The sequence below is a fragment of the Gemmatimonadaceae bacterium genome (assembly GCA_036496605.1).
In the GTDB taxonomy this organism is placed as follows: Bacteria; Gemmatimonadota; Gemmatimonadetes; order Gemmatimonadales; family Gemmatimonadaceae; genus AG2.
On record DASXKV010000001.1, the window covers coordinates 17,187 to 35,679 of the forward strand.

The following is an 18,493-nucleotide window of genomic DNA, read 5'->3' on the forward strand; positions in this document are numbered from 1 at the left end:
GTTCCTCATTCGCTGCGCATCGCGAGAATCGGGTCGAGGCGCGACGCCCGGCTGGCCGGATACGCGCCGGCAACGACGCCAACGCCGCCGCCGACGGCGACGGCGAGTACGATCGACCATGGCGCGACGGCCGCCGGCAGCGGGGATACCTTTGCCACCACCTCCGCGAGCGTCACCCCGAGGCCGACGCCGATGAGTGCGCCCATTGAGCTCAACGTCGCCGATTCCACGAGGAACTGCGCGAGGATATCACGCCGGCGCGCACCTAGCGACTTGCGGATTCCAATCTCCCGCGTCCGCTCGGCGACGGCGACGAGCATGATGTTCATGATCACGATCGCGCCAACGACGAGCCCGATCGCCGGCAAGAAAATGCCCGCCATCACCATGAACTTGCGGATCGTCCGCCACTGGCTCAGCGCCGACTCCGAGCTCTCGAGCACGAAGTCGTCGCCTTCGGCGGGTCCGAGACGATGGCGCTTCCGCATCAACTCCCGCACGATCTCCTCGAGACCACCGAACGCCGCCGGATTCGGAGCCTGCACCACGACGCCGTAAAGATTGTTCCGCGCGCCGGTGATGCGTGACATCTCCGAATGGAATGGCGCGATGACCTGACGATCCAGCGCCAACCCGAATACCGTGCCCTGTTTCTCGAGAACGCCGATGACAGTGAACGGGAAGCGGTGAATGCGAATCTCGCGGCCGATCGGATCGAGACTTGGGAAATACCGCTCGGCAACCTCCTGACCGATGACGATCACCGGCGCACCAAGCGCATCCTCCTGCTCGTTGTACACGCGTCCTTTCGAGAGCGCGAGATCCTTGATCAGGAAGTACTCTGGCGTCGCTGCTTCAGCCATGACCTTGGGGCCGCCTTGCGCGAATGGCGAGCTCGCATCGGTACGCGTGACGTCGTGCATCGCCCACCGCGACCCGGGCGGTAATGCCTCTCGCACCGCGAGCGCGTCGTCGACCTGGATCTTCGGCCGCCGCTGCCACGCCTTCCACTCGTCCTCGGTGACGTCGTTCTGAATGTCCGGGAACCTGCGCAGGTTGAACGTATTCACGCCGAGGAACTTCCCGGCGAAATCCTCCTCCACGTAGCGATTCATCCCCTGCACGATCGAGACGACGGCGATCAGGAACATCACGCTGATCGTGACGCCGATGAGCGTGAAGAAGCTCTTGAGCTTCTGCACGCGCAGCGTACCCAGAGCGAGGCGAACGGCTTCGAAAAGAGGCATGGATGGCAGGGCGGCGAGTTGAGGGCGGTGGGTAGAAGGGCGGCGGTTCACCCTCTGCTCTCTGCCCTCCACCCTCTGCTCATAGTCCCACGCGCGCTGTGAACGCCTCGCGCCGATCATCGGACGACACGAGACCGTCGCGCAGCACGACGACGCGCCGAGCATGCGCAGCAATGTCCTGCTCGTGCGTTACCATGATCACCGTCTGACCATTGTTCGCGAGATACTCGAACACCTTCATGATCTCTTCCGACGTCTGCGAGTCGAGGTTTCCGGTCGGCTCGTCTGCCAGCAGGATCGACGGATTGTTCACGAGCGCGCGCGCGATGGCGACGCGCTGCCGCTGACCGCCGGAGAGCTCGTTCGGCTTGTGGTCCATGCGGTTCTCGAGCTGCACCTGCGCGAGCGCATGTTTCGCGCGGCGCTTTCGCTCGTCGGCGGCGACCCCCGCGTACACGAGCGGAAGCTCCACGTTATGCAGCGCCGTCGCGCGGGGGAGCAGATTGAACGTCTGGAAGACGAATCCAATCTCTTTGTTGCGGACGCGCGCCAGCTCGTCATCAGTCATGCGTGACACAAGCGTGCCGTTGAGCCAATACTCACCAGCCGTCGGCGTGTCGAGACAGCCGATGAGGTTCATCAGCGTCGACTTGCCCGAGCCGGAGGGGCCCATGATGGCGACGTACTCGTTACGGCCAATGGCGATGTCGACGCCACGCAATGCGCGCACGACTTCGCCGCCCATGTCGTAATCGCGCTTGATGCCGCGCGTCACGATCACCCATCGCTTCTCCGGCGCCTCCCCCGCTGCTTCGACGACGATCCGCCGTTCGGCGGTCGTCCCCATCGCTGGCTCGACGATCTCCTGGTTCACGCCTACGCTCCCGGCTTCTTGACGTCAGGCTTGGTTTCCTTCACGAGCGTCCCGTCCTTCAGCTCGCGAATTGCCTGATAGGTTCCGGCGACGATCTTCTCGTTTTCCTTCAGACCGCTCAGCACCTCGAAGTGCTTCTCGCCGGTGATCCCCCTCTTTACGGGCCGGAAAGTCACTTTGCTGTCGCTGCCGACGACGAACACACCCTCGACGTCCTTCTTGCCGACTTCCTTCTTCGGCTTCGGCTTGCCTAACCCGACCGCGGTATCGCCGGACTGCACGGTCTCGTTTTCACGTACCGTGAGCGCGATGATCGGGATGGACAGGACATTCTTCCGCGAATCCGTCACGATCTTCGCCGTCGCCGAGAAGTCCGGACGCGTTTCCGGCGGCACGTTGAGCAGCTGAATCGTGACCTCGTAGTCGACGGCCTGATCGCCCGTTGCCTGCGTCGCCGTCGCCGACTTGACCGAGCTGTTGGAGATCTTGGTCACGCGCCCGATGAACGTCGTATCAGGAAATGCATCGATCTGCACGAGGGCCGAATCGCCGATCTGGATTCGCGCGACGTCCGTCTCGTCGACCTTCACCTTCGTCTCGAGGACGGACATGTCGCTGATCGTGAGCAGCGTCGCCGCGTCCTTGTTCAGCGTTCCCATGATCGCGGTCTCGCCGCCCTCGACGTTGAGCCGAGTGACGCGGCCGGCCATCGGCGCGTAGATCGTCGTTTTACCAAGCGCACTGCGAACCTGCGCGAGCTCGGCGGTGTTCTGATCGATGAGGTGATTCTGCGACTCGAGAACGGCCTGATCGACGTCCACGGTCGTGCGAAGCTGTTCCAGTTGCTCGTCGGAGATCAGTTGGGCATTGGCCTTCTTGATCTCGAGCGAGCGCTCGTAGCTCTTCTGCGCCTGGAGCAAGTTCGCTCTTGCCTGGGCGGCCGACGCCTTCGCCGCCGAGAGTGCCGCTTCCGCGCGCTGCACGTTCGCCTGCGCTTCCTGCGGATCGATCTGCAGGAGGAACTCGCCCTTCGAGACCATCTCGCCTTCCTTCACCGCCAGCCTAACGATCTTGCCGGTGATGTCGGAGCTGAGGTCGACCTTCGTATGCGGTGTGACGTTGCCGCTCGCCGTCACCGAGGCGATGAGATCGCGCTTCTGGACCGGTTCGATGCGCACGCTCACTTCCTTCGCCCCGCTGCGCATCGCCGTCAGGGTGATGACGATGATGAGAGCGATCCCCACAACGCCTGCCACCGACAGCTTCGTTTTCTTACTCATGTATGAGCCTCTGTCGCTCAACGGAGGGGACGTCCGACCGCATCTTCCAGCACGGCGAACGCCCGGTGATAGGCATAAATCGCGTTGATCCGATCGGTCCGCGCCTGCACGTACGTGCCAACGGCCGTCGTCACATCCAGGAACGTCGTCGCGCCGACGCGATATCGCTCCTGCGCGTACGTCAACTCTTCAGCAGCCTTCTGCGCATTCACTTCCTGCATCTCTACCGTTCGCGCCGCGGTCACGAGATTCAGGTACCCCTGCGTCACGTCGGCCGTCATCTGCAGCTCGCGCGACCTCACATTCAGACGCGCGTTGTCACGATCGACCTGCGCCTGCTCCACACGCTGCTCGCGGTTGAAGTTGTCGAAGATCGGAATCGACAACGTCGCCGAAAAAGCGAGCGGTGCGCGCTGGAACTTGAAGGGAAACTGGCTGTTCTCGGACCGAATTTGCGCGGCCTGATCGGTCGTGAGCGCGAACCGACCATTGTTGCAGTTCAGGCTCGCCATGTTCAGCGCCGTCCGAATCGAGTCCTGCGAGAGGCAGCTGCTGAGGCCTCGCTGGTTCGAGAGCATTACTTGCTGCACCGGAAAATCAGAGTTCGTGTATTGGAACGACGTCCCGCTCCATCCGGTCGATAGGCTCAGCGTCGGCGTATAGTTGGACTGCGCCACGCGGACGTTCCAGCCGGCCGAGCGCTCTCGTTCACGCAGCGCGTGCACCGCGGGATTCACGCGACGCGCGAGATCGAGCACCGAGTCGAGTGAAAAGCTCGGCTTCGCGATCGTGAAAGTCGTCGTCAGCTGCACGCCGCCCGATGGCGGCTGCACGCCGATTTGCTGGAACAGCTTGACCTTTTCGACTTCGGCTGTGTTGTGGGCGGTGAGTGCCGCCACTTCGGCTTGCCCGAGCGTCACCTCCGCTCGTCGCACGGCGAGAATGTTGTCGGCGCCGACCGCCACACGCGCCTTTGCCAACTCGAGATTCGCCTGCTGAACCTGGACGAGCGTGTCTTGGAGCGCGCCATTCGCCTCGGCGCCGAGCGCCGTGATGTACTGCTCCGTCACGAGCGATCGCATCGTCTCTGACGTGCCGACGATGTCAGCGTCTGCGGCGATGCGACTCGCTTTTGCCGCGCGCGGTTGCACGAGGGTGCCGGCATTGATGCGATAGTTCAGCCCGAGGAAATACTGTGACTGAAGCTGATCGGATCCGACGGCCAGCGAGCCACCCTGAACGAAGATCTGGCCGCCCTGCTGGTAGCCGCTGTAGAACTGCGCGTTCGACGATGGCAGCAGTGCGCCGTAGGCAGCCCTTACCTGCGCGTCGGCGGTCTTCCGCTCGTTGGCAACGGTGAGGTAGAGCGGGTTGTTTTGTCGGGCCAGTGAAATGGCCTCGTCGAGAGTGAGTGAGGTCGGCGAGGCTGGGGAGGACTGCTTCAGAGAGCTGGGCACCTGTGCCGCAAGAGCAGCGGGCGAGAAGGCGCCGAGCAGCGCCGAGAGGGCGACCGGCTTCAGCAAACGCATTGTAGGTGGGTCCTATGGCTGGAAGTCTGCGGGCAGTACGGGGTGCGCATCCGGCCGGTTTCAAGGATCGACCGGTTCCGAAAGCGATGAAAGGCCAAGCCGGGGGAGCAGGCTTGGAACGTTAGGCGGAGCCCAGAAATCTAGCGGGGTGCCTCGTCTCGCAGGGCGACGATTCCGCTCTCGGCGATGGCGACCTTGAGCACGCGTCCGGCACCGTCGATCCAGAACTCCCGCCGGGGAAATCCTTGGGCGCTCAGTACGAAGTGCGTGGCAGGGATCGGGGTCCCGCCGATACTAACCGGGCTCGCGCCCCGATCCTCGAGATTGGCGACTGCCTGCAGCCCCGCTCGCGGCGAGAGAATAGTCAACGAGCCGGATCGTCGGCCGAGGGTGACGAAGTACAGCTGATGTATGACGTCCTCATCGAGAACGACGACTCCCCGGGGGACCACATACTCCCGGGTCGACTCTCCGTCACGTGTGCGGAGCATAGAGCTGAAACGGCCGGGTCTGGCTCGGGCTTGTAGGCGAACACCATTCGAACTGCCTTGGACGGAGACGTCGTACGTGAGCGGAGCTCCCGTCGAGTCGCAGGTCAGCGTCGGCACGATTCGGCGATCGCCGAGCGCAACTTGGGCCGTCGCACGGTACGATTCGCTGATACCCGAGCCCGACGCGTGGATGATTCGAAAGGATTCGCGACCAATCGGTGCGCCGTTGCGCGAGATCAGAAACGTCCCCTCGTCCAGAGTGTGGCTGAGGGCCTGAGCACCCGTCACGGACAGGGGGATCACAGCGCTAACCGCCAGCGCTGCTTGGACTATTGCCAGCGAGCCGAGTTTCATGCGGCTCATCCTACCCATGTGGCCGGTGTCGGTTCCCGATTGTCACGATTCGTCGAGGGGTGGGGCGAGGAACACGCGCTCTCGAATGCGCTCCCGAATCCGCTGATAGATCCGTTCTCCTTTCGCCGCCGTGGCGAGGCGTGGTCGCCCAATCGACCCTGGGCTTCCCTTTGGCACGCGCAACCAGCCGCGACGGTACCGTCGAAGCTCATCTCGCGACATCATATAATCCTGAGCGAGGTCGGCCGCTACCAGGTCCGGCGCCAAATACAGCAGGAGGGAGGTGTCTACCTCGTCGCCGTGCATGGGTTCGGATTGCCCCTCGAGCAGGTCGCTGAAATCCACCTCGAAGATATCGACGACGCGAACGCGAGCGTTCGACGTGACGACGGTCGAAAGCGCTTCGAGATGCGGATCGTGTTCGTGGGCCGTCAATAGTACAAATTCCTCAACCCCTGTGGCCTCCCAGGAGTCGATCAGATCGTTGAGCATCCGATGAAGCGTCTTGCGCCGCAGCGATGCATTGCCGGGGAAACCGCGTTCCGTGTCGACGTTCACACCGTATTCGAGCGTGGGCGCGCGAAGCACGCTGAACTCAGCCGACAAGTCGTCCGCGAGATGCTCGACGATGATCGTATCGCAGCCCAACGGCATGTGTGGACCATGCTGCTCGCACGTACCAATCGGAATGATCAATCGCGGATCCTGAGCGAGCGCGTGCGCAACCTGGTCGGGACGAAGCTCCTTCAGGCGCCAGGAGTTCAGCTCCGGACGCGCGTCAGGCGCGGGGAGTGGCTGAGTCATTCGCGATGAGCTGACGTTGAAAAGCGCATCTCCGACATCGTCTGGTTCACCGCGCCGACTTCTTACGCCCGGCGCCGCCTGGGCGACGGTCATCGCGGTCGCAGCACTCACCGCGAGTCGCTGGCTCGACGTGCCGACGGTACAGTACTTGGCAATCTGGACGCTCGCCACCATCGCGGCCGGGCTGATGGCCGCTCGGCTCCGCGGCGCGGAGAGGCGCTGGGCGATCGGCTGCGTCACACTGCTCGGCGTCGGCGTCATTGTCGCAGCACGCGCTCAGTATCAATTGGCGCGCATCACCACGCACTGGGGCGAGTGGCAGGAAGCGCGTGCGCGCGCTGGTCTCGAGGCGCTTGGTGCGGCGCTTGCCGACGCCGAGCGAGACCTCGCGCAGTGCGCGACGGCGGCGCTCACGCTGCCAGTCGACCGCGAGGAAGCATTCTCGCGATTGCAGACACTTGTGGAGGGTGAAGACGAACGCGGCGTTGTCGTCTTCGTTGGTGATAGCGCCTATGCCTGGGCCGGACGATTTCGGGCTGCGCCAGACACGTTGACCGCGCAAAGAGCCGTCTCGGCGTCCGACTTCTACCTCACGCTTTATGCTACGTCACGGCGCGGGAATGACCGCGCCATCGCGACGGTGCTGCTCTCGGCCGCGGCCCCAGCCGATCGACTTTCGCGTCCCCTCTCACAGCGTGTCGCGCACGCCTCCGCGCTGGACGATTTCACCTTTTCTTCGCCGGGAACGGTGGCTGGCCCGGGCCCGGTGCTGCATTTCAAGTACGACGGCAACGCGATTCTGGACGCGCGCGCCGCGCCGTTGCAATCGGGCGAGGTAATTCAGAAGCTGCACGAGTCGTTGCGCATCGACGTCGGACTGCTGCTCGGCGCGGCGCTCGCGTGCTTCATCATCGCGGCATGGAGAGAGACGCGCCGAGTCGGGCCCCGCCTCGTAACGTTAGGCATCTCGCTCGCCTGCGTTGCGCTCGTACCGCTCAACGAGTACTCGAACTTCACGCGCCTGTTCGACCCGACGGTCTACTTCACCTCTATTGCAGGGGCGTTGACCGCGAGTGCGGGCGCGCTTGCCTTAACGAGTGCCATCGTCCTACTCGCTCTTCTCACGCTCCTCCGTCGAGGCCGTCGACCAACACGCATCACTGCCGCAGCCATGGTCGTCATCGCCGCTGGCCTCGGACCGTTCCTTCTCCGTGACCTCTCCCGAGGCATTCGACCGCCGACCTATGGCGTGAGCTCGGCGCTCTGGCTCATCTGGGAGATTCCACTGTTCCTGGCGGCCGTTTCCGTCTTGCTCGCGGGAGCCGGCGCCGGCGGCGTACTTCTCGGTCGCTCTCGAGGGCTGCCCGCGTGGGCCGGCTCAGCAATCGCCGCCATTGCCGCGGTGATCGCGCCGATCGTGTGGCAAGCACCGGGGCAATGGCCGTGGTGGTACACGTTTCTCTGGATCGCCGCGATTGTGGCGCTCGCGTTAGGTCGTCAAACGCGATTCGTCGTATTGAATGCGGCGATCGTTGCGGCGCTTGGTGCATCGACGCTGGTGTGGGGACGCACCGCCCGCGGCCGCGTCGAGCTCGCCGAGCGCGATCTCGCCGGGTTGAGCGATCCCGATCCGCAGGGAGCCGCGCGCTCACTTCTCGACCGCTTCGCCGCGTCACTCGAAGGCGAACCCTTACCTGCCACGCGCGCCGGACTACTGCAGCACTATGTCGGTTCGGCGCTCGCTGCTGCTGACTATCCAACGGCGCTATTTGCCTGGTCCGACGCGGGCGTTCCGATCGCCTCGCTCAGCACGGCGCGGTTCAACGTTCCCCTCGATGCCGTTAGGCGCGCCGTCATCGAGGCAACCCGGGTGCGACATGCGGTCACGAGTAGCGTTTCAGCCGATCCGGCGACGGAGCTCGTACTTGCCGTTCCCGCAACGACCCAATCTGACAGCGGCTCGGCGACGGTCGTCGTGCTCGCGCCGCGCACGCGCCTGATCCACGCCGATCCGTTCAATTCCTTGTTCGGTCTCGAGGCGGAGCCGGAGGGAGTTCCGCCGTACACACTGCAGATTACGCAGCTCGATGCGTCGCGTTCTGCGCCGGCACAAGAAGGGCGAGTGATCTGGCGACGACGCGAGAGTGCGTTGCACGGCGACTGGTTGGCGCACACCGGCAGTGGCCTGGCGCGAGTGCACATCGAGGTAGAGCTGAGGAACACTGTTGCGCTCGTGGAGCGCGGTACACTGATCGTGCTCCTCGATCTTGGTATCGTTGGTCTGCTCTGGATTCTCAGCGTCGTCGCCGATGGCGGTTTTGTCCGATGGCTTCGCGCGCGGCGACGCACGTGGGCGCGCAGCTACCGGCTACGCCTAACGCTCGCATTGTTCGCCTTCTTCGTCATTCCCGCGATTGCGTTCGCGGTCTGGTCGTATCAGCAGCTCTCGGGCGAAGCCGTAGGGGCGCGCGACGTCCTCGTTCGCGAGACGCTGCGCGCCGTCTCGCCAAACGATACCGGCTCGACATGGCTCGCCGATGAAAGCGTGCGCCTCGACACGCCGCTCATGGCCTACTTCGGCGGTGAGTTGCGGGACGCGAGCGACCCGCTGTTGACGTCGCTCGCGCCGGTCGGACGCTTTCTCCGCGACGACGTCGAGCGTCTTCTCGTGCTCGGCGACGAAGAGTCTCTCAGTCGTGCCCTTTCGATTGGATCGGCGACCTCGCTTGTCGGCTTCCGATCGATCGATCGGCAGGGGCTCCCCGACCTTGTCGTCGCGGCCCCAGCGGGCCCTGAGGAGCTTACGCTCGGCCTGGGTCGCGATGACTTGAGCATCTTTGTACTCTTTGCAACCGCCGTCGGTGCCGTCGCGGCACTTTGGTTGAGCGGCATCGCCGCGCGCCAACTGGCGAGGCCGATCGGCAGCCTCCGAACCGCGGCACTCTCCCTCGCGGCCGGTGAGCGTCTTCCGCCGCTCGAGGCCGAGCCGACGGTCGAATTTCGGCCGGTGTTCGCCGCGTTCCGTCGGATGGCGGCCGATCTCAATGCCAGCCGCTCGGCGCTCGAGGAAGCTCAGCGGCGCATTGCCGCGATCCTCCGCAACGTTGCCAGCGGCGTCATCGCCGTCGATTCGACGGGGCATGTCCTTCTCGCGAATCCACGCGCCGACGTCATGCTCGACGCCTCGCTGCCACCGGGGACACAGCTTGCCGATGTCGCGCCTCCGAAGCTCAGCGACGCGGTCAAGCGCGTCTTCGCCGGCGCGCCAGAGGAGGTTGCGTTCGAGCTCCCGATGCGCGGCGGTGAACAGGAGCTCCGCGTGCGCCTAACGCCGCTCGCCGATGCCGTCGTCATCACGCTCGACGACGTCACCCAGGTTGCCCGCGCGCAACGCGTGCTGGCCTGGGGAGAGATGGCGCGGCAGGTGGCGCACGAGATCAAGAATCCGCTCACCCCGATCCGCCTGGGCGTGCAACATCTCCGGCGTGCGCGTGCCGACCGTCGGGTCGATTTCGATCGGGTGCTGGAGCAGAACGTCAATCGGATTCTGGCCGAGATCGATCGGCTCGACGAGATCGCCCGCGCGTTCAGCCGCTACGGGTCGGCGCCTAACGAGCGCGCTCCGGCCGAAGCGACGGACGTGGCGGCGGTGGTTCGCGACGTCGTGGCGCTCGAATCCATGGCGGAGGGCGGCGAAGGCCAGGACACGGTGCGCTGGCGGGTCGACGGTGCAGACGAATCCGTGACCGCCATGGCCACCGGCCAGGAGCTTCGTGAGGTGTTGCTCAACGTCTTCGAGAATGCGCGGCTCGCCGGAGCGCGTGAAGTGACGATCGCGGTGGGCCAGAACGGGATCGAGCCGGAGCACAGCGATGGGGAGTCGCGCGTCGAGATCTCGGTTCGCGACGACGGAAAGGGCATTCCCCCCGATGTGCTGCCGCGCATCTTCGAGCCGCACTTCTCGACGCGCACGAGCGGTAGCGGCCTCGGCCTCGCCATAAGCCGTCAGATCATCGATGCGTGGGGCGGCGCGATCTCGGTCGAGAGCGAGCCGGGGCATGGAACCACGGTTCGCATCGAGTTGAGAGTGGCCAGGGGCTAGGGCATAGAGCCTCGGTCCATCGTCAGGGGTCATTCGGCTCTCCCACGGCACTTAGAAGCCCCCTCTATCCCGTGAGCCCAAGATCAGCCTTTCCCGGTCCCGCCATCCGCACCGTTTTGATATTCACGAACTCGCGCAATCCAAACTTGCTCAACTCGCGACCATAGCCGCTGGCTTTCACCCCACCAAACGGAAAGCGCGGATCGGAGGCCACCATGCCGTTGATGAATACGCTTCCGGCCTGCAGCTCGAGAGCGAACTTACGCGCTTCGGCTCCCTCGGTCGTCCACGCGCTCGCGCCGAGTCCAAAACGGGTCGAGTTTGCGATGCGGATGGCATCGTCGATGTCTCGCGCGCGGATGAGCGCAGCCACGGGACCGAACACTTCCTCGCGATACGCGGGTGAGTCGGCGGGCACCTCGACAAGCACAGTCGGTTCGTAGTAGAAGCCGGTCCCCGATCTCGGCCGGCCACCCGTAAGCACTTTTGCACCGCGACGGACGCTCTCCTTCACCTGCTGATCGAGATCTTTCCGGATCTGATCGGTCGCCAGTGGCCCGACATCCGTTTTCTCATCCATCGGGTCGCCCACGACCAGCGCTTTAGTGTACTGTACGAACAGCTCGCAGAACTCTTCGTAGATCTGTTCGTGCAAGACAAACCGCTTCGCGGCGATGCACGACTGTCCGTTGTTGATCGTTCGTGCTTTCACCGCCGTTGTCGCCGCGCGCTCGATGTCGGCACTCGGCATGACGATGAAGGGATCGCTGCCTCCGAGCTCGAGCACGGTTTTCTTGATGCGTTGTCCAGCGCGCGCCGCGACCTCGCTGCCAGCGTGCTCGCTGCCCGTGAGGGTGGCGGCAACGATGCGCTCGTCGTCGAGCAGCGCTGGAATCGTCTCGGATCCGATGAGCAAAGTCTGAAAGACTCCATCGGGCGCACCTGCATCACGAAAGAGGGCCTCGAGGGCGAGTGCGCACTGCGGGACATTCGACGCGTGCTTCAGGAGCCCAACGTTGCCGGCGCAGAGCGCCGGCGCCGCGAAGCGAATTACCTGCCAGAATGGAAAATTCCATGGCATGATCGCGAGCACGACGCCGAGCGGCTGAAACGCGACGTATCCGGTTTCGCCTGTGATGTCGATCGGCTCGTCGGCGAGGAATGCTTCCGCGTGGTCCGCATAGTAGCGACAGCCGAGGCCACATTTCGCCGCCTCCTCGACGGCGGAACGCAACGTCTTGCCCATCTCGAGTGTCATCAAACGGCCGTATTGATCCTTGCGTTTCTCCAGGAGATCCCCGGCGCGTCGGACGATCCGCGCGCGCTCGGCCACGGGCGTTCGCGCCCACGTTAGGCGCGCCTGCGCCGCTCGCGCGAGCTTCGCATCGATGTCGTCGGCGGAAAGCGCGCTGAATTCGCGCAACTGCTCGCCGGTTGCCGGATTGATCGTCCGAATTGCCATCGCGTCACGCACCCTCGTCCGTCCACACGACCCCTGCCGTGTCACCGGCGATCAGCCGCCGCCACCACGGGGCGCGATGCTCGCGATCGAAGAACAATTGCACGCTGTCGCGCCAGGCACTCTGCATCGCGATCGCATCCGCAAATCGCTCGCCGGGATCGGGCGAGAGACCACGTCGCAGCCAATCGGCGACGTCGGACGGGTAGCGGCCGAGGTCGACGTCACCCTGAAGCTCGCGGGCGAGAATCATGCGACCGTCGCGCTCGCCGAACGGCGCCTCACCGCTCAGCGTGAACGCAACGATGGCCGCGAGCGAGAAACAGTCGACGGCGGCGTCCTGCTGTTCGCCGAGGAGTTGTTCGGGAGCCGCGAACGCCGGCGTGCCGCTCGTACCGGCGCGTTCTTCTCCCCCGGCTTGTGCGATGCCGAAATCGGCAATGCGCCATCGCCGATAACGGTCGATGAGAATGTTCTCGGGCTTCAGGTCGCGATGAACGATTCCAATCGCGTGCGCGGCAGCTAGGCCGCTCAGCATGAAGTCCACCTGCGGCGCAATCTCCGTGAGCGCGCGCGGTCCGGCGCGCGCGACGAGCTCGGCGACCGATCCGCCTTCGGCGAGCTCCATCGTGTACCATGACACATCGCCGCGGCTATCCCAATCGTAGATCGGGACGATTGCTGGGTGCGCGAGCTGAGCCGCCAGCTTCGCCTCCCGGCGGAAGCGGGAGACCGCCCGCTCGTCGCGCGAGACGTGTGGGTGAAGCAGCTTGAGCGCGACCTCGCGGCCGAGGCTCAGATCGCGAACGCGCCACACGGAACCGAACGATCCGGATCCGATGGCCGCGAGCACTTCATAGTCGTCGGCCAATGCCCAGCGCAGGCGCACCTCTTCCGATTCATGCTCCGTGACAGCCGGCTCATCCCCGGCAAGCATGACCATCGTCCGGCTGCCAACCACTCGATCCATCGCGCGCAACATCGAAGCAACGGAGGGAAAGCGCTCCTCCGGATCGTCGCTCAGCGCGCGATCGATCACCATGGCGACCGCCTGCGGCGTGTCCGGCCGCAGGAGGTGGATCGGCGGGATGCCCTTTGACGGAGGAGGCTCGCCCGTTAGGCACGCAAAGCACGTCGCGGCAAGTTGCCACTGGTCGCTCGCCGCGGTCGGCGCCCAGCGCGCATCACTCCACTCGTTAGGTACCGGCAGATGGCGGAAATCCGGCTGCACGCCCGCTGGAATCTCGGCGATCGGCACGGCCCACTCCCATCCCATGAGCCACAGCCTTGCCATCGGCGCCATCCAGACCACGTCGGGTGAGACGCTCCCGTGAACGCTACCCGAGTCGTGGAGGTAGCTCAGCGCCGACCCCATCTCGCGCATGATGCGCAGCGTCGTCGGCGTGTCGTCCGCACCGCCGCGCTTCAATCGCGAACCGAGCGTCTCGCCAGCGATCCAGCGTCGAAGGTAACCGGGCCCGCGGCGACTCTCTTTGAATGACGCCCAGTAGTGATATGTGGTCGGAATCGCCGGGTGGTTTCGATGCGCGAGGTGTCGCGCCTCACTCTCGAGCCAGGCAGCATGGCCCGGATCGGGAGCGCTGACGAGTGAGAGCGAGCGGCCAAGCGCGTCGATGATTTCCTGATAGTGACGCGTCTCGCTCATCAATCCTTCCGCGCCCCACGTCCAGCCAGGCGGCAACTCCCAGTCGCTGAGGTGCGGCGGCAGCTCGTGCGTGACGCGATAAACGTCGGTGGAGGATCCGTCTTTCATCGCCCCTACATGCGCGATTCGGACAACACCTTCTCGGCGTGGTGCGCGAACTCGGGCACGAGCGCAACGTCTGGCAGCACCTCCACGTCTACTTGTTGGACGCGATGCTTCACACCGTCATCACGCGACGCGCTCTGGAGCGATGGCACATGCAGCGTGACGCTGACTACGCGCCATAGCGTGCTGGGACGCCGCTTCTCGCCATCGGCGTCCACCGTGTCGAGCTGCACCACTTCGCCGCTCGCCGGAATCACCATGCTCTCGCAGTCCGCGAGCACCTGTTCGCGGTCATGGCGGAGGATGCGCAGGTTGATCATGTCGCGAACGGGTTGAGGAGGGGGAGGGGGAACCTGGACGTCGCCCGGGGGGGACGAAGGCGGGCGCTTCGGGAGACGTGGCATAGGCGGCTAAGCTTATCAATGGCGGAGACGCGGGACCAGTCGCTCGCTAGCGCTCCCGACGCTCCGCGGAGTCGCTCGCCCACTTGGCTCGCTCCGGCGACTCTCCCATGCTGAAACCATGCGCCGATGGCGGCGTACGGTTGCGCTGACAGTCCGTTGACCAGGAGTCGAAAAACGTGTTCACGATGATCAGTATTGCCCTCGCGCTCGCGGCCGCCGTTATCGGCTACGTACAGGCGCGCTCGTTCGTACAGAGCAAGTTACGGTTTGTCGACGCGGTCCAGCACTTCGCCGCACCGCTGCTTGCGGGGCTCGCGGCGATGCTCATCGCGACGCCGGTCGTCTGGCTGTTACCGCTGGTCGGCAAGGGCACCGCGATCCTTTTTGGACTCGGCGTCGGCGCGGGCGTGTCGTCGGGTGCTCGCGAGATCCGGAAGCAAATTGGAAGCGGCACCGCCTGAGCCGACACTCGGTCTAGCAGCTCGATCCTAATGGCTAGCACGTAGCCCGACCGCCAGCACTTCCACGCCCTAACGGCGTATACAGGAAGATGGCGTCGCCGCTCTGGGAGGATCTTCGCGCGTTAGTCGCGGAAAACGTGAGCGCGCTCGCCGTGACGGTAATCATATGGACTTTCGGTGAGATGGTCTTCTCACCGGTCGGGGCAGCATACATCGCCGACATCGCGCCGGTCGATCTGCGCGGCCGTTATCAAGCGGCGTGGGCATTCACCTTCAGCCTGGGTCTGATGCCTGCGCCGATCGGCGGGACACTCCTGTATAGCGTGGCCCCGAGCGTATTGTGGGTCATTTGCCTCGGCGTCTGCGTCGCCGCGGGCTCATGGCGGGCACCTGGCTACTGGAGCGAGGGACGGGACGGAGCATCGTCACGTCGACCGGTTCGATAATCGGCGACGAACCGGCAGCGCCAGGGGATTAGCGCCGTGTGCTGACTTCGTGTGGTCGATTCAGAGGATTTCCCGCGGAGGAAGGCAGTATTGCTATTTTTCTAGCATATGCTAGTTTCGTAGCAGCAGCCCCTCGGAAACCGCCTCAGTTCACTGGAGCGAAGCGATGGCGCACGACGACGGGATCCACCTCAGCCGGCGCGAGCGGCAGATCATGGATCATCTTTTTCGGGTCGGCCGCGCGACGTCTGCCGACGTTCTCGCGGGAATGCCCGATCCGCCCAGCTATTCTGCCGTCCGTGCGATGTTGCGGACGCTCGAGGACAAGGGTCACGTTAGGCACGAGGAGGAAGGGCGTGCCTACGTCTACCTCCCGACGACGCGCCGAGAGAGCGCCCGCCGTTCGGCGCTCACGCACCTGTTGCGCACCTTCTTTGACAATTCCGCGGAGCAGGCGATGGCCGCGTTGCTCGACCTCAAGGGAACGAAGATGAGTGAAGCCGAGCTTGATCGCATGGTGGAGCGGATCGAGGTAGCCAAGAGGGAGGGGCGGTAGCCATGGTCAACGTACTTCATGTTCTTACGTCGCCCGGCGCGACGGCGGTCAAACTTCTCCCTGTGCTCGCGGACGCGGCCATCAAAGGCATCGTCGTGTTCGGTGTCGCGGCCTGTGCCGTCGCACTCTGTCGCCGCCGCTCGGCAGCGACACGTCACGCGATCCTGGCGGGCGCCGTCGCGGCGCAGCTCACGCTGCCGATACTATCGGCGCTCCTGCCCGCCTGGCGCGTGCCGATCATCGAGCGGCTCGACCAACGCCTCGCGGCGCCCACGCCGGCAGCGTTCGCGATGGCGCCCGTCGACGTGCAGATCGATGCACCGGTCGCGATCGCTATTGCACCGGATGTGGGACGCGGAATGGGTATCGGCCGAGGCCATGGTCCGCGACACGCGAGCTACTCGTATGTCACGCCGCGTGCAATCCGTGTTACGCGAAGCGGCGAGCCCTTTCTCATCACGAGCGGTGATTTTGCCGTTAGGCAGGAGCCGCGGTTCTCGGTCATCGGCGCGCTCCGCTCCTTGCGCAATCACACGCCGGCGTGGTGGATCCGCGGCGCGGCCGTCCTGTGGCTGCTCGGCGCGCTTGCGATCTTCGGTCGCTTCATTGCTGGCACGGTCGCGGTGTCGCGGCTGGCGCGGCGAAGCGAGCGCGTCGAGGACGGACGCTGGCTTTCGCTCGCGCAGCGTATCGCCATTCGCCTCGGCGTGGCGCGGCCGATGACATTGCTGCGGAGCAGGCGTTTCGACGTCCCGGTGACGTGGGGAATCGTCTACCCCGTCGTGCTGCTCCCGGACGACGCCGATGCCTGGACCGACGAGCGCCGCCGCTACGTGCTGGTGCACGAGATGGCACACGTCAAGCGTGTCGACGCATTCACGCAGGTCATCGCTCAGCTCGCGGTCGCGATCTTCTGGTTCGATCCCTTCGTGTGGATCGCGGCGCACCGCATGCGCGTCGAGCGCGAGCACGCGTGTGATGATTATGTGCTCAACGAAGGAACGCCGGCATCGGCGTACGCGGCCGACCTGCTCGAGATGGTTCGTTCGTTGGGTATGCGCGGCCGCGCGGCGCAGCCGGCGTTCGCCGCGCTCGCCATGGCGCGTCCGGGAGAGCTCGAGACGCGCATGGAGGCGATTCTCGATCCGCGTCAGGATCGTCGTTCGCTTCGGAGCGCGCCCGCGTTAGGCCTCGCGCTCTGTTCACTGCTGCTGCTCGTTCCGTTGGCGGCATTCCGTCCATTCGGCGGTCGCCGGGCGCCGTCTTTCGGCCGCGTCGAATGGGCGCCATCTGCTGTCGCCGATGTCGATCTGCCGGAGATACCCGAGGTCCCAGAAGTCCCAGAGGTCTCGGAGGTGCCCGACATTGACAGGATTCAGGCTGAGGGAGCCGAGATCCAGGCGAAGTTAGCCGGTACGCAGGCGGCACTCGCAGCCGTCCAGGCGCGCATGACGGCCGCAGCGGCGGCCACGCAAGCATCGACCGCGGCCGTGCAGGCCGCGGTGGCGTCGGTGGCCGCCGAGGCACCCGTCGCGGCGTCCGCCGTCATTGCGTCGTCCTGGTCAGGAGCGAAAGCCTCGTGTAGCTCGGTCGCACTCAAGCGCTCCGGAAAGTCGACCTCCGTCAGCTCGTCGAGCGACGATGACGACAACAGCTTCCAATACATCAGCTCCAGCGCGGGCCGCTGCGTGCAAGTGGCCGTGTGGGGCCACGTCGAATTCTCATCGGACGAGCGTGAGATACAGCGCGTGAGTCGCGACGGGCGAATCTACATTCGCGAGCGGCGTCCCAACGTCGATCGCGAAGTCGAGGTTACTCCGGGAGACGACGCCGAGCCTCGTTATGCTTATCGGGTTGATGGTGAGAGCGCGGGCTTTGACGACGACGCACGGGCGTGGCTCGGCGATCTGCTGCCGCAGATCCTCCGCGAGAGTGGTCTCAACGCCCCCTCGCGCGTCGCGCGCATCCGACGCGGCGGCGGTGTGCCCGCGGTGCTCGCGGATATCTCGCGAACGGAGAGCACGAGCGCTAAACGCGCGGCGTATGATGCGCTTCTGCACGAAGGCAACCTTTCGGAGGACGATCTGGCGAAGATCGCTCGTCAGGCGGGCGATGACCTGTCATCGAGCGACGGCGAGCTCGCCGCCGTGCTGGGCGAAGTCGGAAAGATGGGTCGTGGCTCGTCGACGATGGCGGAGGCGTTCGGCAACGCCGTGGAACATATGAGCTCGGATGGCGAGAAACGCGAGCTGCTCCAGCAGTACGCGCTCAAGGGCGATCGCGAGATGCTCTGCATCGCGGCGCGGCAGGCGAAGTCGATCTCCAGCGACGGCGAGAAATCGGAATTCCTGAAGGCGACGGCGAACTCGTATCTGGCCAACGATGACGAGACGCTGCGCAAGCTGTTCTTCGACGTCGTCCAGACGATTTCCTCGGATGGGGAACGACACGAGGTGCTGAATGGCGCGCTTCCATTTGCGCAGCGCCCGGCCGTGCTCCTCGGCGTGCTGGAGTCGGCGAAAGACATCAGCTCCGACGGCGAAAAGAGCGAACTGCTCGTCACGATCCTTCGCAAGCGCCTCATCACGAACCAGGCGCTGAAGGATGTGTTCATGAAGATCACCCGCTCACTCTCCTCCGACGCGGAATATCGCCGCGTGATGGAGGCGGCTCTCACTTCTTGAGGCTGCCGTATGAAGCGACATCGCGCCGCCT

The 18,493-nt window shown here is 64.9% G+C and carries 14 protein-coding genes; 5 read left to right on the top strand and 9 right to left on the bottom strand.

Annotated features, from left to right (window positions below):
* Nucleotides 1–5: 5 nt before the first annotated feature.
* The 6 genes from VGH98_00085 to VGH98_00110 all read right to left on the bottom strand — a co-directional run bounded on the left by VGH98_00085 (nucleotide 6) and on the right by VGH98_00110 (nucleotide 6,579).
* Complete coding sequence (locus tag VGH98_00085) at nucleotides 6–1,247, bottom strand: ABC transporter permease (protein HEY2374344.1); 1,242 nt, start codon at nucleotides 1,245–1,247, stop codon at nucleotides 6–8.
* 79 nt (nucleotides 1,248–1,326) lie between these two features.
* The gene (locus VGH98_00090; GenBank protein HEY2374345.1) at nucleotides 1,327–2,121 is read right to left on the bottom strand and encodes an ABC transporter ATP-binding protein; all 795 of its coding nucleotides are present in this window, start codon (nucleotides 2,119–2,121) and stop codon (nucleotides 1,327–1,329) included.
* Between the two features lie 2 nt (nucleotides 2,122–2,123).
* On the bottom strand, nucleotides 2,124–3,401 hold the full coding sequence (locus VGH98_00095; GenBank protein ID HEY2374346.1) for an efflux RND transporter periplasmic adaptor subunit: 1,278 nt from the start codon (nucleotides 3,399–3,401) through the stop codon (nucleotides 2,124–2,126).
* 17 nt (nucleotides 3,402–3,418) lie between these two features.
* Nucleotides 3,419–4,930: a TolC family protein gene (locus VGH98_00100; protein ID HEY2374347.1), complete on the bottom strand. Its 1,512-nt coding sequence runs from the start codon at nucleotides 4,928–4,930 to the stop codon at nucleotides 3,419–3,421.
* 140 nt (nucleotides 4,931–5,070) lie between these two features.
* Nucleotides 5,071–5,724, bottom strand: coding sequence for a hypothetical protein (locus tag VGH98_00105; protein ID HEY2374348.1), 654 nt, complete (start codon nucleotides 5,722–5,724; stop codon nucleotides 5,071–5,073).
* A 93-nt stretch (nucleotides 5,725–5,817) separates the two neighbouring features.
* On the bottom strand, nucleotides 5,818–6,579 hold the full coding sequence (locus VGH98_00110; protein ID HEY2374349.1) for a creatininase family protein: 762 nt from the start codon (nucleotides 6,577–6,579) through the stop codon (nucleotides 5,818–5,820).
* Nucleotides 6,580–6,595: 16 nt separating this feature from the next.
* On the opposite strand from VGH98_00110, the gene VGH98_00115 reads away from it, so the two are divergent.
* On the top strand, nucleotides 6,596–10,681 hold the full coding sequence (locus VGH98_00115; protein HEY2374350.1) for an ATP-binding protein: 4,086 nt from the start codon (nucleotides 6,596–6,598) through the stop codon (nucleotides 10,679–10,681).
* Nucleotides 10,682–10,745: 64 nt separating this feature from the next.
* Here VGH98_00115 and VGH98_00120 read toward each other — a convergent pair whose 3' ends face one another.
* From VGH98_00120 to VGH98_00130, 3 genes are read right to left on the bottom strand one after another with little or no spacing between them, the layout of a single operon-like run.
* A complete protein-coding gene (locus VGH98_00120) occupies nucleotides 10,746–12,143 on the bottom strand; it encodes an NAD-dependent succinate-semialdehyde dehydrogenase (GenBank protein ID HEY2374351.1) in 1,398 nt (465 codons plus the stop codon).
* A 4-nt stretch (nucleotides 12,144–12,147) separates the two neighbouring features.
* Entirely contained in the window at nucleotides 12,148–13,914 is a 1,767-nt protein-coding gene (locus VGH98_00125) for a serine/threonine-protein kinase (GenBank protein ID HEY2374352.1), read from the bottom strand.
* 5 nt (nucleotides 13,915–13,919) lie between these two features.
* The gene (locus VGH98_00130; GenBank protein HEY2374353.1) at nucleotides 13,920–14,231 is read right to left on the bottom strand and encodes a hypothetical protein; all 312 of its coding nucleotides are present in this window, start codon (nucleotides 14,229–14,231) and stop codon (nucleotides 13,920–13,922) included.
* 260 nt (nucleotides 14,232–14,491) lie between these two features.
* On the opposite strand from VGH98_00130, the gene VGH98_00135 reads away from it, so the two are divergent.
* From VGH98_00135 to VGH98_00150, 4 genes are all read left to right on the top strand, one after another.
* The gene (locus tag VGH98_00135; protein ID HEY2374354.1) at nucleotides 14,492–14,776 is read left to right on the top strand and encodes a hypothetical protein; all 285 of its coding nucleotides are present in this window, start codon (nucleotides 14,492–14,494) and stop codon (nucleotides 14,774–14,776) included.
* A gap of 89 nt (nucleotides 14,777–14,865) precedes the next feature.
* Entirely contained in the window at nucleotides 14,866–15,222 is a 357-nt protein-coding gene (locus VGH98_00140) for a hypothetical protein (GenBank protein HEY2374355.1), read from the top strand.
* Nucleotides 15,223–15,388: 166 nt separating this feature from the next.
* Entirely contained in the window at nucleotides 15,389–15,778 is a 390-nt protein-coding gene (locus VGH98_00145) for a BlaI/MecI/CopY family transcriptional regulator (GenBank protein HEY2374356.1), read from the top strand.
* 2 nt (nucleotides 15,779–15,780) lie between these two features.
* Nucleotides 15,781–18,462: a M56 family metallopeptidase gene (locus VGH98_00150; GenBank protein ID HEY2374357.1), complete on the top strand. Its 2,682-nt coding sequence runs from the start codon at nucleotides 15,781–15,783 to the stop codon at nucleotides 18,460–18,462.
* Nucleotides 18,463–18,493 lie beyond the last annotated feature (31 nt).

Coding starts and splice junctions, on each gene's coding strand:
- VGH98_00140 (HEY2374355.1), top strand. CDS start 14,866: ATGGCGTCGCCGCTCTGGGAGGATCTTCGCGCGTTAGTCGCGGAAAAC.
- VGH98_00120 (HEY2374351.1), bottom strand. CDS start 12,143: ATGGCAATTCGGACGATCAATCCGGCAACCGGCGAGCAGTTGCGCGAA.
- VGH98_00125 (HEY2374352.1), bottom strand. CDS start 13,914: ATGAAAGACGGATCCTCCACCGACGTTTATCGCGTCACGCACGAGCTG.
- VGH98_00095 (HEY2374346.1), bottom strand. CDS start 3,401: ATGAGTAAGAAAACGAAGCTGTCGGTGGCAGGCGTTGTGGGGATCGCT.
- VGH98_00130 (HEY2374353.1), bottom strand. CDS start 14,231: ATGATCAACCTGCGCATCCTCCGCCATGACCGCGAACAGGTGCTCGCG.
- VGH98_00145 (HEY2374356.1), top strand. CDS start 15,389: ATGGCGCACGACGACGGGATCCACCTCAGCCGGCGCGAGCGGCAGATC.
- VGH98_00150 (HEY2374357.1), top strand. CDS start 15,781: ATGGTCAACGTACTTCATGTTCTTACGTCGCCCGGCGCGACGGCGGTC.
- VGH98_00110 (HEY2374349.1), bottom strand. CDS start 6,579: ATGACTCAGCCACTCCCCGCGCCTGACGCGCGTCCGGAGCTGAACTCC.
- VGH98_00100 (HEY2374347.1), bottom strand. CDS start 4,930: ATGCGTTTGCTGAAGCCGGTCGCCCTCTCGGCGCTGCTCGGCGCCTTC.
- VGH98_00085 (HEY2374344.1), bottom strand. CDS start 1,247: ATGCCTCTTTTCGAAGCCGTTCGCCTCGCTCTGGGTACGCTGCGCGTG.